The 16,323-nt window shown below is 43.8% G+C and carries 15 protein-coding genes; 6 read left to right on the top strand and 9 right to left on the bottom strand.

The window, feature by feature from the left end; translation table 11 throughout:
* Nucleotides 1-13: 13 nt before the first annotated feature.
* The 4 genes from ABIB50_RS21725 to ABIB50_RS21710 form a co-directional block, all read right to left on the bottom strand.
* A complete protein-coding gene (locus ABIB50_RS21725) occupies nucleotides 14-454 on the bottom strand; it encodes a hypothetical protein (protein ID WP_429383249.1) in 441 nt (146 codons plus the stop codon).
* A gap of 58 nt (nucleotides 455-512) precedes the next feature.
* A complete protein-coding gene (locus ABIB50_RS21720) occupies nucleotides 513-980 on the bottom strand; it encodes a rhodanese-like domain-containing protein (protein WP_429383247.1) in 468 nt (155 codons plus the stop codon).
* A gap of 95 nt (nucleotides 981-1,075) precedes the next feature.
* Nucleotides 1,076-1,459, bottom strand: a complete 384-nt coding sequence (locus ABIB50_RS21715) for a RidA family protein (protein WP_429383245.1) — start codon at nucleotides 1,457-1,459, stop codon at nucleotides 1,076-1,078.
* 14 nt (nucleotides 1,460-1,473) lie between these two features.
* Complete coding sequence (locus ABIB50_RS21710) at nucleotides 1,474-2,430, bottom strand: threonine ammonia-lyase (RefSeq protein ID WP_429383244.1); 957 nt, start codon at nucleotides 2,428-2,430, stop codon at nucleotides 1,474-1,476.
* Nucleotides 2,431-2,543: 113 nt separating this feature from the next.
* Here ABIB50_RS21710 and ABIB50_RS21705 point away from each other — a divergent pair, with 113 nt between their 5' ends.
* Together ABIB50_RS21705 and ABIB50_RS21700 are read left to right on the top strand one after the other, a co-directional pair.
* Entirely contained in the window at nucleotides 2,544-3,242 is a 699-nt protein-coding gene (locus ABIB50_RS21705) for a ThuA domain-containing protein (RefSeq protein ID WP_429383242.1), read from the top strand.
* A 10-nt stretch (nucleotides 3,243-3,252) separates the two neighbouring features.
* Nucleotides 3,253-4,143, top strand: a complete 891-nt coding sequence (locus ABIB50_RS21700) for a glycerophosphodiester phosphodiesterase family protein (RefSeq protein ID WP_429383241.1) — start codon at nucleotides 3,253-3,255, stop codon at nucleotides 4,141-4,143.
* Between the two features lie 61 nt (nucleotides 4,144-4,204).
* Here the strand turns inward: ABIB50_RS21700 and ABIB50_RS21695 are convergent, their stop codons facing one another.
* Nucleotides 4,205-4,741 carry an RNA polymerase sigma factor gene (locus tag ABIB50_RS21695; RefSeq protein WP_429383239.1) on the bottom strand — a complete coding sequence of 179 codons (537 nt, stop codon included), beginning with the start codon at nucleotides 4,739-4,741 and terminating at the stop codon, nucleotides 4,205-4,207.
* A gap of 200 nt (nucleotides 4,742-4,941) precedes the next feature.
* Nucleotides 4,942-5,961, bottom strand: coding sequence for a UDP-N-acetylmuramate dehydrogenase (gene murB / locus ABIB50_RS21690; protein ID WP_429383237.1), 1,020 nt, complete (start codon nucleotides 5,959-5,961; stop codon nucleotides 4,942-4,944).
* Between the two features lie 502 nt (nucleotides 5,962-6,463).
* On the opposite strand from murB, the gene ABIB50_RS21685 reads away from it, so the two are divergent.
* On the top strand, nucleotides 6,464-7,714 hold the full coding sequence (locus ABIB50_RS21685; RefSeq protein ID WP_429383235.1) for a DUF2268 domain-containing putative Zn-dependent protease: 1,251 nt from the start codon (nucleotides 6,464-6,466) through the stop codon (nucleotides 7,712-7,714).
* Between the two features lie 60 nt (nucleotides 7,715-7,774).
* Nucleotides 7,775-8,752, top strand: coding sequence for a sugar phosphate isomerase/epimerase family protein (locus tag ABIB50_RS21680; RefSeq protein WP_429383233.1), 978 nt, complete (start codon nucleotides 7,775-7,777; stop codon nucleotides 8,750-8,752).
* 137 nt (nucleotides 8,753-8,889) lie between these two features.
* Here the strand turns inward: ABIB50_RS21680 and ABIB50_RS21675 are convergent, their stop codons facing one another.
* From ABIB50_RS21675 to lpdA, 3 genes are all read right to left on the bottom strand, one after another.
* Entirely contained in the window at nucleotides 8,890-10,074 is a 1,185-nt protein-coding gene (locus ABIB50_RS21675) for a threonine synthase (protein ID WP_429383231.1), read from the bottom strand.
* A 137-nt stretch (nucleotides 10,075-10,211) separates the two neighbouring features.
* Nucleotides 10,212-11,828, bottom strand: coding sequence for a M28 family peptidase (locus ABIB50_RS21670; protein ID WP_429383229.1), 1,617 nt, complete (start codon nucleotides 11,826-11,828; stop codon nucleotides 10,212-10,214).
* Nucleotides 11,829-12,224: 396 nt separating this feature from the next.
* Nucleotides 12,225-13,628, bottom strand: coding sequence for a dihydrolipoyl dehydrogenase (gene lpdA / locus ABIB50_RS21665; protein ID WP_429383227.1), 1,404 nt, complete (start codon nucleotides 13,626-13,628; stop codon nucleotides 12,225-12,227).
* A gap of 138 nt (nucleotides 13,629-13,766) precedes the next feature.
* Here lpdA and ABIB50_RS21660 point away from each other — a divergent pair, with 138 nt between their 5' ends.
* Both ABIB50_RS21660 and ABIB50_RS21655 read left to right on the top strand, forming a co-directional pair.
* Complete coding sequence (locus ABIB50_RS21660) at nucleotides 13,767-15,449, top strand: M1 family metallopeptidase (RefSeq protein WP_429383226.1); 1,683 nt, start codon at nucleotides 13,767-13,769, stop codon at nucleotides 15,447-15,449.
* 66 nt (nucleotides 15,450-15,515) lie between these two features.
* Entirely contained in the window at nucleotides 15,516-16,223 is a 708-nt protein-coding gene (locus ABIB50_RS21655) for a head GIN domain-containing protein (RefSeq protein WP_429383225.1), read from the top strand.
* The last annotated feature ends 100 nt before the right edge of the window (nucleotides 16,224-16,323 follow it).

The raw sequence follows: 16,323 nt of genomic DNA, 5'->3' as shown, positions 1-16,323 counted from the left end.
GCATACGGCAAAATTATAGCGTTTTGTAGACCTCAGGATGTTTGCTTCTCCAATACTTACTAAATTCATTGCTTTTTGATCTATAATCACCTTCACTAAAAAAACGGACTATTTCTGAGTAATTCTCATAGATCACGTTCGATATATGATTAAATTGTTTGCGATAGCAGTCGTCAATATCCTTCTCTTTTCGAAAATAATCTGAGTATGGAGCATCAGATCCTTTTAAATAATCTAATAAATTAAAAAGATTGACCCCATCATCTTCGTAAGTCTTATAAAGTAGCACGTAAAACTCTTGACGGTATTGCTCGATTTGGATTACAAAATTTTTTGATTCGTATTCGATTTTAAAATATTGGCTTTCATTAATCTCAGTCTTTATTCCAAAGCCGTATGTTTCTATTAACTCTTTAAAAACTTCGTGTCCATATTTCAAAATATTCTCTTTCATATATAGCTGTTTTAATGTCCCCTCACGGTCTCCCGGAGAGGACCCTGAGGAGCGAACGCTACTCTTTTACTACTGGATACCCTTTAGCTATCCAATCGGTTTTAAGATTAGTAGACAGGTTAAGCAGCCGAACATTGGAAAAGCCCATCTTTTTTAACGTGGTAAATGCGGGTTGCGCATTGGGGCAGCGGGTGAAAGGGCAGCATCCGCAATAAATAATCAACTCTGTATTTTTGGGAAACTTGGCAACTGCTTCCTTTAGTTTCGTTATATTTCCTTCATTATTGGCTGCACCGATATGACGGGCACCCGGTATATCCTCGACCACGCCAATATTTAATATTACCGGTTTTTGCGTACCTTTTTTAATTGTCGCGGCAAGTAGCGATGGCTCCAGGAGTTCCTTATCAGTCCACGGGTATTTCTCTAATGTGGGTGTGGCACCGGGTGATATTTGAGCTTCGGCAATTAGTGTTGTAAAACCCATCAGGGCGACGATCAGCGACAATAATAAAGATCTTTTCATTTTATTAGATTTAAGTAAAGATAAGTGATTTGACGACAATATTATATCAGTGTCCCACTTGTACCTGGTGTTACACCTGTCCCTGGGACAGTACACTACACCGCTGCCGTCGCTTCTATCTCCACCAAATACCCGTAATGCAATTCGGGCACGGGCACAATGGCGCGTGCGGGTTTGTTATCGCCCATCATTTCCATATAGATCTGGTTAAAGGCTTTCCAATGCTCGCCGCCTACTAGGTATACGGTTACTTTAAGCAGATCGGCGGGATTGCCCCCTGCTGCATTTAATACAGCTAATAGATTGCTCAAAGCTATCCTCGCCTGTGTCTCGAACGGCTCGGTATACGTGTGCGTACCATCCGCGCTGATAGGCAGCTGGCCTGATATAAACAGCATGCCGTTATAAACCACACCCGGGGTATAGTGCCCGCCCGGCGCTGCGGCACCCTCTACAAAAATCTTTTTGATATCTTTCATATTTACCTTACAATTTAAAACGGCAGCTTACCCAGATCCACATTGCCACCGGTAAATATCACCCCTATTTTCTGGCCGATGAACTTGCTTTTGTATTTGATAACCACGGCCAGTGCTACCGCGCTTGATGGCTCGATAACGATCTTCATGCGTTCCCAAACCAGTTTCATAGCGGCTATCGTTTCTTCGTCGGTAACGGTTAAAATGTCGCTTACATGCTCTTTTATAATGGCCAGGGTGCGTTCGCTCAGCGTGGTCAGCAAACCATCGGCTACCGATTTAATATAAGGCGCCTTCTCTACTTTGCCTGATTTAAACGACAATATCGCATCAGCGGCGCCCTCCGGCTCGCAGCCTATAACCTTTGTTTGGGGCGATAAGTAGTGAACCGCTAAAGCAGTACCGCTTAGCATGCCGCCACCACCTACCGGGATAAATATCGTATCGAAGGGATGATGCTGTCCGTAATCCTCTAATAATTCTTTAGAGGCTGTTGCCTGCCCGGCAATTACCCTGTCATTATCAAACGGGTGCACCAATACCGCGCCAGTGCGGGCTATTACTTCTTCCACCCCTTGTTCACGGGCGGCAAGGTTGGGTTCACATTCAATCACCTCAGCGTCATAGCCTTTAACGGCATCCTTTTTTACCTGCGGGGCATTGCTGGGCATTACGATGTAAGCGGGCAGCCCCATCAATCGCGCAGCAAAAGCTACCGCCTGCGCATGGTTGCCCGATGAATGCGTGGTAATAGCCTTACCCTCATTATTAGCCACAACCTGCAGCACCGCATTAACCCCGCCCCGTGCTTTAAAGGCACCTATCTTCTGGAAGTTCTCGCATTTAAAAAAGATGGAAGCACCAACCATATCATTAATGGTTTGGTTGGTTAGCACCGGTGTGCGGTGTATATATGGGCGAATGCGGTTATGCGCCTGTATAATTGTGTCTAAGGTAATTTGCTGGTCCATGACCGTAAAAATAGCAATTTATAGCGATGGGTTTCTCCCTTAAAAGTTAATCTGTATTTAATGTTAGATGCATTATATTAGTTGCGCGGTTTTAACCTGCCGCAATGCCTCAAATGAAGATCCGTTTTTACTGCATTTTACTGGCCTGTATTTGCTGTGGTTACAGCTATGGAAAAAGTATCCGCGTGCTAATTGTGGGTGGTGGCACTTCGCATAATTTTGATAAATGGTACCGCGGTGCTGATGCTGCCACACTTAGCCGTGATGGGTTGTGTACCGTTACTTATACCAACAATACAGATTCGATAGCCGATTATTTGGTTACCATGGATGTATTGTACCTGGCCACCAATCAGCCAATAAAGACCAGGGGCCGCCAGGCAATATTTAATTTTGCGGCTGATGGTAAAGGTTTGATATTGGGGCACCCGGCATTATGGTATAACTGGGACGACTGGCCAAAATACAACCAGCAACTGGTAAGCGGCGGCGCGCGGTCGCATGACAAATATGGAAGCTTTGAGGAAGAAATTGTAAACACTAATCACCCTGTAACCAAAGGGGTTGATGTAAAATTTATGGTTAAAGACGAACGCTATCATTACTCGGCTGACGTTTTTGGTCCGGGTATAGCGGTATTGGCAAACAACCAGGTTGCGGGCTCGGATATAGTTTTCCCGTCGGTTTTTGTTGTTAAAAATGAAACGTCACGCATCGTTTGTATTGCTTTGGGGCATGATGAAGGGTCGCATGATCTGGTTCCTTACCAAACCCTATTACGCAACGCTGTTAAGTGGGTAGCACATCAATAAACATTATTTTATGAAATACATTTTATCGCTTTTACTAACAGGCAGTTGCTTTTTACAGGCCAATGCCCAACAGAGTTTTGACACTGAAGCTCACCGTGGCGGTCGTGGCTTAATGCCTGAAAACAGCATACCGGCTATGCTGAATGGTGTAAAAACAGGCGTACGGACGCTGGAACTGGACACGCATATCACCGGTGATGGAAAAGTTGTGGTATCGCACGATGGGGTGATGACCGCGGCCATTATGCAAAAACCCGATGGCACCAACCTAACCAAAGCCGAAGAAAAGGAATACGTGCTTTATAAAATGAAGTACGACGATATTAAGCAGTTTATTGAAGGCGCAAAGCCTTACCCCGCTTTCCCGCAGCAGCAAAAAGTTAAAACTCATAAACCGCTGCTTACCGACCTGATAGACAGCGTAGAAACCTATGTTAAGGCACACCACCTTAAACCGGTTTATTACAATATCGAAACCAAAAGCAAGCCAGGTGACGATGGTATTGAAAATCCGGTACCTGCCGAGTTTGTAAAAACTCTGATGGCAGTCATCAACCAAAAACATATTACCGACAGGGTGATCATCCAATCGTTCGACCCGCGTACGCTGCAGGTGTTGCACCAGCAAATGCCGCAGGTAAAAACAGCTTATTTAATATCGCTTGGCAATTATGACGGCGCTATTAAGCAATTAGGCTTTACCCCAACCATAATCAGCCCCGAACAAAAAATTGTTACTGCCGATATGGTTGCTGCTGCGCATAAAAACAATGTGCTGGTTATCCCCTGGACGGTTAATGATGAAGCGGTTATGAAAACACTGGCTGATATGAAAGTGGATGGCCTGATATCTGACTATCCGGATAAACTGGTGCAGTTTTTTGGCAGTTACCAGCAATAGTTTAAAACCAAGAAAGCCCGTTTATGAAACGGGCTTTCTTTATATGAGTTGAGTTGATTGCTTAGTTTTCTGCGTAGATAGGTTTTTTAACACCGTTATCATAAGCTTTAAGACCCTTTTTTAACAACTTGCGTGCAACGTGGATACGGGTTTTAACTGTACCTATTGGGATAGTTAAATGATCGGCGATCTCGTGATATTTGTGGCCCTCGAAATACATCGTGAACGGTACATAATAATCTGCAGGTAGCCTGTCTAAAGCTTTTTTGATGTCATCCATTACAAATTTTGCTTCGCCTTGATTTTTAGTCGAACTAAATACCAGGTTAGGTGATGAGATCTCGTCAGATTTTGTAACAAAGGTGCTCATTTTTACAAAACGGCGGTAATTGTTGATGAAGGTATTTTTCATGATGGTGTATAACCATCCTTTTAAATTGGTACCTTCTTTAAATTTATTGTAATAAGTTATGGCTTTCAACATTGTATCCTGAACAAGGTCGTTAGCATCGTCTGCGTCATGAGTGAAGTGCAGGGCGTAAGACCTTAATGAACTTGCTTGACGTAATACCAGGGTGTTAAACTCAATCTTTGTCATAGTGTTAATGTTTTGTATTGGTATGTAGACAAACGCTATACCACTATACAAAACCATTAATAAGACCAATCACCCGCTTATCAACACCCACGACCCATAAAAAAGGGATTAAACACGCTTATTTACAGCTACTTACAATATAATTTTAACCACATGACACTAGGATTACAATAGAAAGAGTTGCCTAAAATGAAGATAAATTAACTAATTATATTCACCTCGCGTTGTAGTGAAATGCCAAATTCGGTGTACACACTGTCTATAATAAGCGACGAAAAGTTGTACACTTCCTGCCCGGTAGCGCCGCCATGGTTCACTAAAACCAGTGCCTGGTTCTTCCAGGTGCCGGTATTGCCAACAACTTTACCCTTCCAGCCGCATTGCTCAATGAGCCAGCCGGCCGCTAATTTTATAAACCCATCACCCGCCGGATAGTTTACAACTTCGGGGAATTTATTTTTGACAGGTTCAAATTCGGCAGCAGTTATAACCGGATTCTTGAAAAAGCTGCCTGCATTGCCAATGGTTGACGGATCGGGCAGTTTTGCTACGCGGATATGGGATACTACGGTTGATACATCTTTTATAGTAGGTGTGGTAATACCACGATTAGCCAGCTCCTGCTCTATCGCGCCATAGCGCAAATTTACACTGGGAATAAGCGACAGATCGAATTTTACGGATACAATGATATACTGCCCCTTCAGCTCGTTTTTGAAAACACTTTCGCGGTAGCCAAACCCACAATCGGCTTTGGTAAAGGTTTTAAACTGGCCGGTAGCTATCTCAAATGCCTTGCAGCTATGGAAAACATCTTTCAGCTCCACACCATAGGCGCCAATGTTTTGTATGGGCGATGCACCAACCGAGCCGGGTATCAGGCTTAAATTCTCTAAACCGGCATAATCGCGTTGTACGCAAAAGTTTACCAGGTCGTTCCATACCTCGCCGGCACCGGCTTCTACAAATACCTCGTTATGGTTTATGCGATGTTCGATCCCGCGGATATTCATGCGGATAACCAACCCGTCAAAATCATTTATTAATAACAGGTTGCTGCCGCCGCCAATAACCAGCCGCGGGGTTTGCTGCCATTGCGGGTCCATAAACAATTCAACCAGTTCCTCAGGATGGTTTATTTCGGCAAAAAAGCTGGCTTTCGCCTCGACACCAAAGGTGTTAAAGTTTTTTAGCGAAACGTTTTGTTGGATTTGCAGCATGGGGGCGAATTTCGGAATTTATTTACAATTATCACGGTGTTATTGCAGGGTGTTCCATTTCATGAAAGTGGAACACCCGGAACAGGGTGGAACACTATGGAACAGGGTGGAACACCATAATAGTTAAAAACATTAACTGAAAATGTGGTGACGAGGGTTTGGCAGGGAAATCACCTCTAAGTATAGGAGGCTCCGCTGGAGCCATTAAAGATGATTTTGAATTTACTATAAACAGGTAGTTCCGCTGGAACTCACTTTTTACAAAACTCCAGAGGAGTAACCTGTTTATAGTAATAAAAATACAGTGGAAGGCTCCGGAGGTGCCTCCTTAGCCAATTTTATTTTTAAAAGCGTTTCCTCCGGCTTTGGCAGTGTTTATTGTTGGTGACAATACCAACAAAGGTTGTAATTTCGGAATTTATTTAGAATAAATGAAAAGCCTCTAGTATTCCATGGGACGCTTTTTTGTAACTAAATAATATTTATAGTGTCTTGTAGCTATATGAAGAACCTATTATTCACACTGATCTTTGGGCTGGGTATTATAATTGCCGCGTCAGCACAGCAAAACAACCCTGATTTTGTCACTACCGATATTGATAACTTTTGGCAGGCGTATGATAAAATAGTCGCTACTAAAGATACTGTACAGCAGTACCAATATCTTAATCAGTTATTCCTGGATAAAGCAACACCGGGCCAAAAGGCGATGATAGCAGCGCGGCGATATACTGCCAAAGAATACCTGGCAGCTATTACCAGTCGCCCGCAGTACTGGTTAACCATACGTGCCAATACTAATAAAGCTAAAGCATTCGCTTCTGATATCGAAGCCAACATAGTTAAGCTAAAGAAGCTATATCCCCAGGCAAGGCCTGCTAAAATATATTTCACCGTTGGCGTTTTCAGGAGTGGCGGCACCACTACGGATAATATGGTATTGATAGGCAGCGAAATAGCGTTTACAGACGAGAATTTAAAAAATATGGTGTTTACCAATGTACACGAATATGTGCACACGCAGGAAAAAACAACCGATGCCAACACCATTTTAGGCCAAAGTGTACTGGAAGGCGTAGCTGAATACCTGGCGGTAAAAGCGACCGGGCAGCCATCAAGCGCCCCGGCAATAGCTTATGGTTATGCGCATAACGACCGGATACGCGAGGTATTTGCACAACAACTATTTAATACCACCTACGGAATTTGGATGTATAACAGCCTGGAAAACGAGTTTAACAACACCCGCGACCTTGGTTACTATATAGGCTATGCCATTTGCGCCGATTATTATAATAAAGCCAAAAGTAAGCAACAGGCTATTAAGGACATGATAGAATTGGATTATAACGATGAAGCCGCCTTAGCTAAATTTGTGGATGAGTCTGGCTATTTTGCTGAACCTGTTGCTGCGCTTAAAACTAAATATGAAGATAGCCGCCCAACCGTTACCGGCCTAAAACCATTTAAAAATAACGCCACAGATGTTAACCCGGCAACCACACAAATAACCGTTGAATTTTCTAACGTAATGAATAAGCGTTACCGCAACTTTGAACTGGGACCATTAGGAAAAGATAATCTGTTGAAAATAAAAAGCGCGGTGGGTTTTAGTGAAGACGGAAGATCATTTACATTTACTACCGAGCTGCAACCTAACCGGCAATACCAGCTTGTTTTGGGACGATTTAGGGATATGGATTATAAGGACCTTAAAGAATATTTAATAGATTTTAAAACAGCTGCCAAATAAATCGAACAGTAAATTTTGTAGTTTTGAATAAACCGGTTACTAAGAGCCATTATTCAAACTATGCCTGTTTCGCGCAAAAACTTCATTAAAAGCACGGCTATTACTTTGGCAGGGATGCCGCTTGGCTTATCTGCTTTAGCCAATGTTGCTAAACCATCGTTGGCTCCGGCTAACAGCCCGGTGGTTGACGGCAAGGTAAGCATCAGCCTTTTTTCCAAACACCTGCAATGGCTTAATTATAAAGACATGGCTGCGCTGGCAGCCGAAATAGGTTATGATGGGATTGACATAACCGTACGTGCCGACGGCCATGTAAAGCCTGAGCGGGTAAAAGATGACCTGCCAAAAGCGGTAGAAGCTATTAAACAGGCCGGACTAAATATCTACACTATCACTACCGATATCCGCGATGCTGATGAAAAGTATACCGCCGATGTTTTACAAACAGCCGCCCAATTAGGCATTAAAAATTACCGCATGGGCTGGTATAGCTATGATGCCAGGCTTGATACTATGGCTAACATCGCTATTATAAAAAAACGCATAACAGCGTTAGCTGCACTAAACAAGCAATATAAAACACACGGCGATTACGAGAACCATACCGGCCGTTTTGCCGGGCCGCTTTGGGATTTATGGGAGGTATTAAAGGACCTGGACCCAGAATGGATAGGTTGCCAGTTTGATATCCGTCATGCCACTGTCGATGGAGCCGAGGCCTGGCCCGTAACGCTTGACCTGTTAAAGCACCATATCGCGTCCATAACCGTTAAAGATTTCCTTTGGGAAAAGGTGAATAACAAATGGGTAATTAAAGATGTACCGTTGGGGCAAGGTATGGTTGATTTTAAAAAGTATTTCGCGCAATTGAAAAAACTGGGCTTGCAGCGCCCTATCTCGCAACATTTTGAATATGATCTTGGCGGTGCGCAAAGTGGGGCGGCTACGTTTACTATACCAAAAGCCGATGTAATTAAAGCTTTTAAAACTGATTTGGCTACTTTGAAGGTGATGTTGAAAGAGAGTGGGTTGATTTAACCAGCTGTCATTTCGATACGTAGTGAGAAATCTTAAACGCAATCCTAAGATGCAGGGCATATAAGATTTCTCTTCGTACCTCGTTCGAAACAACTTTTATTATTCAATTCCGAAATTGAAAATCCGACCTCCGAAACCTAAATAATATTCTCCAAATACTTATACCCACTGCCGGTATTCAGCAGCAACACTTTTTCGCCGGATTTTACCCATTGGGTTGCTTTCAGCTTTTTGTAGGCTTGCCATAATGCAGCGCCTTCGGGTGCGAAGAGCAGGCCCTCGGTTTTGGCAATTTCTTTTACGGCAGCGCTCATTTCTTCGTCGGTAATTGTAATGGCATTGCCGTTGCTTTGGCGCAAAACTTTAAGGATAACTTTATCAGCATAAGGTTTTGGTACGCGCAAGCCGTTGGCTATGGTAAAGCCGCCATCGGTAAAATCAGATACCGTTTGGCCCGCATGAAACGCTTTAACAATACCGTCGCAACTGGCAGACTGCACCGCTACCATGCGTGGGCGCTTGCTATCTATCCAGCCCAATTGCTCCAGCTCGTCAAAAGCTTTCCAGATTCCTATCAGGCCCGTGCCGCCGCCGGTTGGGTAAAATATAACATCGGGCAATTGCCAGTTAAACTGCTCGGCAATTTCATAGCCCATGGTTTTTTTGCCTTCCAGGCGATAAGGTTCCTTCAGGGTAGATACCTGGAACCAGTTGTTTAGCGCAGCCTGTTCATTTACCAGTTTGCCGCAATCGCTTATGTTGCCGTCTATCTCTACCAGTTGGGCGCCGTACAGGTGGCACTCGTCTTTAAAAACCTGCGGAGTTTGTTTGGGCATGTAAACGATGGCCTGTATGCCAGCGCTTGCCGCGTAGGCCGCCAATGCGCCCCCTGCGTTGCCTGCGGTTGGCGTGGCTATAACTTGTATTCCCAGCTCTTTTGCTTTTGATACAGCGGCGCTTATGCCCCTTGCCTTGAATGACCCGGTTGGGTTGCCCGACTCATCCTTCCAAAAAACTTCATTATCACCTGTAAACTTTTTAAGATTTTTAACCGGAAGGATAGGTGTAAAGCCCTCGCCCAGTGTTACGATGTGTTTCTCATCAATAACCGGCAAAAACTCTTTATAGCGCCACATGGTGGCGGGGCGGCCGGTCAGGATATCTTTACTAATGCCGGTATGCAGGTTATATTGGGCAAATAGCGTTGACGCGCAATTAACGCATACCGTGTTTACAACGGCGGAATTGTGTGTGGTTCCGCATTCGGGGCATTTCAAATCTGTCAGGAATGACGCCCGCTCCAGCTCAATGTGGTTGATCATTGTTCTATATGATTTTTATTTCCAACTCCCGCTATCCCGGATGGTAGCGGGCTGTTTTGTACAATACGTTGGCATTCTATTTTTGGTTGTACAAACAGCCCTTCCCTGATAACTATTATTGGTATATTATTGTGTTTTTATTTTGTGGCAAATATATCGCCTTTGTTCCAGGTTGGTTTTGCAGGGTCCTGCGCTACCAGGTATCCTATTAAAAAGTTTAGTTGCGCATACTTTTTGCCCGCTTCAAAATCAAATATCCCGTTAATATCATCCTGCGGTTCATGGTAGTATTTAGCCCGCCATGGCGCAACAAGGTCGTTCATATTGTTTTTGCCGTCGGCGGTTTTGCTGCCATATTTAATGTGCAAAGCAGGTATGCCCGCCAGCACAAAGCTATACTGATCGCTCCGGGTAAAACGTGCCTGTTTGGGTTCGGGGTCATCCTCAACAGCCAAGCCTAAATAATCTGCCGCCTGCCCTACTTGTTTGGTTAATGATGAATGCTCGGCACCTAATGCAGTAACTGATAGTAAGGGTGCTATAATAGTAGGCATATCTGTATTCACATCGGCAACCATGCTGCCAACAGGTACGGTTGGGTGTTTTGCAAAATAGCCCGAGCCTAATTCGCCCAGCTCCTCGCCGGTTACAAATACGGTTAGTATAGAACGTTTAGGCTTTACTTTTAAGTTTTTGTAGATAGTAGAAATGCCCAATAAACTGGCACAACCTGAAGCATTATCATGCGCGCCGTTGTAGATCGAGTCGCCATCAACCGGGGTGCTGATACCCAGGTGATCGAGGTGGGCGCTGTGTACTACATATTGATTTTTTAACCTGGCATCAGTGCCCTCAATTTTACCCACGATATTATAACCCATTACATCCTGGTATGTAGAGTTATAAGATACTTTAATACCTGTACCTAACGGGAAAGAACCTGGTGTACCTGCCTTTAACTGCGCCAATACATCGGGTATGGTTTTACCTGATTGCTTTAACAGGGTATTAAATAACTGATAGCCCATTACAGCCACCAGGCTGAGTTTGGCATCGTAAGTGCGCGAAACAACTACATTACCTTTACCATCTAATACATTGTAGGTGCCCCGGTTCGATACCGTCATACGCGAAGTCGAATCGGCATTGGCCGTGATAACACCAATGGCGCCATGTGCGGCGGCGGTTTTTAAGATGCTGCCTGCGTTTGCCGTATGTGCCGCTACTGATGATGAGAATTTATCAGGAGCGCCGCGGGTTACCACTACTATCTTACCCTTTACATCCAAACCCGCATAATCATCATAACCTAAAGCCGGCTCGCTTATGCCATAACCTGCAAATGCTAATGGTGCACCAAAAGCTACCGATGGTACAACAGGGTTTGCGGCGATATTATAATCTGTTCCGAACTTTACGGGTATGCCGTTGTCGAAAGTTATTAAAGGTTCTTTTAAAAATGTGCGGCGCAGTTTTACCTGTTGCAGGTAAGTACCGTTCTCGCCTGCCGGCTTAACGCCTAACGATTTCAAGCGGCCGATCATATAATCAACAGCCATCTGGAAACCTTCGCTACCGGGTAAACGGCCCTTTAATTTATCATCAGCCAGGAAAGCGATGTCAGCCTTTATCTGGTCGGGGTTTACTTTGGTGAGTGCCTGTTTAACATCGGCGGTGAGTTTGATTTGCTGCGCGATGGCGGGGCGGATAGCAGCAATAAATAGCAGAACAAATAAGGGTTGGTACAATTTCATTTTGTCAGGGTTTTGGTAGTTTTTTGCAATAGGATGTAAATTACTAATTAGCGCAAGCTATTACAAGTTATATAGCGGGAAAGTTACAGCAGTGTGAAGGAAGAGTGCCCTGTGTTTCATTTCACGAAAATGTAAAACAAATGAAACAGATGAAAAAATATTTTGATTCAACTCTTTGAAATAGAACTACTTAATAAAATAAGATGAAACAAAATGAAACAACTTTTACGTCAGTGTAATTACACTTGAATTTCACCTAATACACTAACTATCAATACGCTACATAACAGTCGGTTCTTGTTTCATAAAACAAGGATTGTGAAACAAGATAAAACGAAAAAGCCTTACCAAATTATAAATTCAGCAAGGCTCTCCATCCGGTCGCGAAGGCCGAAATTAAATGTGGATCGGCCTGTTCTCCGTCGCCGCTAAACAAGCTTCACGCATCGCTTCGGTATAAGTTGGATGCGCGTGGCTCATGCGGCTGATATCTTCGGCGCTGGCACGATATTCCATAGCTACAACAGCTTCAGCAATCATATCAGCGGCACGCGGGCCTATCATGTGTACACCTAATATTTCGTCGGTGGTGGCATCAGCCAGTACTTTTACAAATCCATCCAGATCGCCGCTGGCTACTGCCCTGCCGCTTGCACGAAACGGGAACGATCCTGTTTTATATTTTACACCTTTTTCCTTCAACTGTTCTTCGGTCTGACCAACCGCGGCAACTTCGGGCCAGGTATAAACTACACCCGGTATCAGGTTATAGTTAATATGTGGTTTTTGGCCGACAATGGTTTCGGCTACATAAGTACCTTCGTCTTCGGCTTTATGGGCCAGCATCGCTCCGCGAATCACATCGCCAATGGCGTAAACACCAGGCACACTTGTTTGCATGTGATCATCAACCGTAATTTTGCGACCACGTTCTTCAACGGTGATACCTATTTTATCTAAGCCCAGGCTATCTGTATAAGCTATACGGCCAACGGCTACCAGGCAGTAATCGCCTTTTAGCTCTTTTTTATCACCGTTAGGGGCATCAAAAGTTACGGTAACTTCTTTACCTTTTACAGCAGCACCGGTTACCTTGTGGCCCAGGTAAAACTCCATGCCTTGTTTTTGCAGTACCTTCTGCAACTCTTTACCCAGGCTTTTATCCATGGTTGGGATAATACCGTCCATAAACTCAATTACCGATACCTTGGCACCCAAACGCGCGTAAACCGATCCTAACTCCAACCCAATAACACCGCCACCAATCAGTATGAGGTGCTTAGGCACTTCGGTAAGGTTTAATGCTTCGGTCGACGTAATGATCCGTTTTTTATCGATCTTAATAAATGGCAGGCTTGATGGTTTTGAGCCGGTAGCAATAATCACGTTTTTACCGGCGATCTCCTGCGTCGTACCATCAGCTTTAGTAATGATAATGGTGTTTTTATCTTTAAATGATCCCATGCCCTGGTAACCATCTATCTTGTTCTTCTTGAATAAAAAGCTAATGCCCGCGGTGTTTTTAGCAACTACATCGGCTTTGCGTTTTATCATCTGGCCAAAATCAAGCTTGATATCTTTGATATTGATACCGTGTGTTGCAAAGGCATGGCCCGCGTTATAAAAATGTTCGGACGAATCTAACAGTGCCTTTGACGGGATACAGCCCACATTAAGGCAAGTGCCTCCGTAAGTGCTGTATTTTTCAATACAAGCTGTTTTTAAACCCAACTGGGCGCAACGTATGGCGGCTACATAACCACCCGGACCCGAACCTATAACGATAACATCATATTGCATAGTAGTGTATTTTGTGGCGCAAAGTTAAGGTTTTTAGAGATTAGAGGTTAGTTAATTGGTGATTAGTTGACGTAGTAATTATAAAAAGTAAAAATTTCAATCGCCAGAATATTATATTTGAATAAATTAACTCTTTTCATGAAACTACACCGATCACTCCTGATCCTTTTAGGGATCATATCTTTTAACGCGCACGCCCAGCTTGGCGCAAACAAAGAGAAATTTACCCATGCCGACACTTTACGCGGTATGCTAACGCCATTGCGTACCTGTTATGATATTAACTACTACCATTTGGATGTTAAGTTTGATATCGACAAAAAATTCATCAGCGGCAGCAACCTGTTTAAATTTACTGCTACGCAGGATTTTACCAAACTACAGTTTGACCTTTATGCCAACTTACAGGTTGAAAAGGTATTATATAAAGGCAAAGAAGTGCCTTACACCCGCGACGAAGCCGCGGTATTTATAACCTTCCCAAAAACCATTACCAAAGGCAGTAAGGATGAGTTTACGGTTTATTACTCGGGCAACCCTACCATAGCTAAACGCGCCCCGTGGGACGGCGGCGTAGTTTACACCACCGACTCGTTAGGTAAACCATGGGTGGCAACTGCCTGCCAGGGTGCCGGTGCCAGCATTTGGTGGCCAACTAAAGATCACCAGGCAGATGAGGTTGACAGTGTGCTGATAAGCATCAGTGCCCCTACCGGATTAAAGGATGTATCGAACGGACGCCTGCGCAAAGTAACCGATTTGAAGAATGGCTATACCCGCTTTGACTGGTTTGTTGCCAACCCGATAAACAATTACGACATAGAAGCTAACATTGGCGATTACACGCATTTTGGCGACACCTACGCTGGCGAAAAAGGCAAATTAACCACTGATTTTTGGGTATTGAGCTATAATGTTGCCAAAGCCAAAAAACATTTTGGCCGCGATGTACCGCGCATGTTAAAAGCTTTTGAGCATTGGTTTGGCCCATATCCATGGTATGAGGATGGTTATAAGTTGATAGAAACACCACACCTGGGCATGGAGCACCAAAGCGGGGTTGCTTATGGTAACCATTACGTTAATGGGTATTACGCAGGCAACCGCGGTAACCCAACGGGCATTGATCTTTCGGGTACGGGCCTGGGTTTAACCTGGGATTATATCATTGTGCACGAAAGCGGGCACGAGTGGTTTGGCAACAACATTACTTCAAAAGATCTGGGCGATATGTGGATCCATGAAAGCTTCACCGATTACTCTGAATCATTATTTATCGAGAATACATCAAACAAACTTAACGGGCAAATCTATGTAAATGGCCAGCGCAGGGGTATTGCTAACAAAACGCCGATAGTAGGCCCGTACAATGTAAACAAAGAAGGATCGGGCGATATGTATCCAAAGGGTTCGGTGATTTTAAACATGATCCGTACGGTTATTAATGATGATGAAAAATGGCGCGCCATATTACGCGGATTAAACAAAACCTTCTACCATCAAACCGTTACTTATGATGATATTACCAAATATATAAGCGACCAGGCAGGTATAAATTTAGCTACCGTGTTTGACCAATATCTGCATTATGCCAACCTGCCTATTGTGGAGTTTACCACTATTAACGGCAAGTTAAGTGCTAAATGGATAGCCGACGCCCGGGGCTTTAATATGCCGTTAAAAGTGCGTGTTAAAGGCGGTTCGTATGTATTTATTAAACCGGGAGCGGGATATTTTACCCCGGTTGGCATTGAAGGCATTAACAAGGATAATTTAGAGGTTGATACGTTTAACTATTATGTAGGTGTGATGGTAGATTAATTTAGTTTTTACTGTAACGTTTGTAAACCTAATAGCGTCTCACATATAAACCAAAAAACAATTACTATGAAACTGATCAAATTTTTTGTTGCCGCGGTGTTACTTACAGTTACAGGCGATACATTTGCTAAAACCCATTTCGAGACAGAGGACCGTCACCTAACCGGCTTCAATGCTGTTAATGTAGCCGGATCATTTGATGTTTATATTACCCAGGGCACAACAGAATCTGTTAAAGTAGAGGCCCCTGCTGATGTCATAAAAAACATTGTAACCGAGGTTAAAAACGGCGCCTTAGTTATCCGTACTAAAGACCATTTTAGCTTCAACAATATTTTTGGCAATAAAAAGATGGTAGTATATGTTACCATTAAAAATTGCAATGGCATATCGTTAACCGGATCGGGCGATGTGTACTTTAAAGACGGCATTGCGGCTAATGACCTTAATCTTTCGTTAACCGGATCGGGCGATGTTAGTGGAAAAATTACCGCTAAAAATGTTAGCTGCAGTATTACGGGCTCGGGCGACCTGCGTGTATCCGGCCGTGCCGAAAACTCGAAGGTAACTGTTACCGGTTCAGGTGATTTTTCGGGCCGTGATCTGACTACCAATACTACTGTAGTATTTGTAGGTGGATCAGGCGATGCATCTGTGTATGCTACCGGCACCTTAAAAGCAAGTGTTACCGGATCGGGCGATGTGCATTATGGCGGCAGTCCGCATAACATTTCAAAATCAACATCAGGCAGCGGCGATATCAGCGGAAGCTAACTATTTGTTAATACTTACAAAAAAGGAGACGCGGTTTGTGTCTCCTTTTTTGTAATATAACATTCCCGTCATTGCGGTGACGTGTTTATTTTAAATCTTG

It is taken from the genome of Mucilaginibacter sp. UYCu711 (assembly GCF_050433825.1).
GTDB lineage: Bacteria > Bacteroidota > Bacteroidia > Sphingobacteriales > Sphingobacteriaceae > Mucilaginibacter.
Note: the sequence above shows the minus strand (reverse complement) of the source record. Positions and strands in the feature narration are given on the sequence as shown.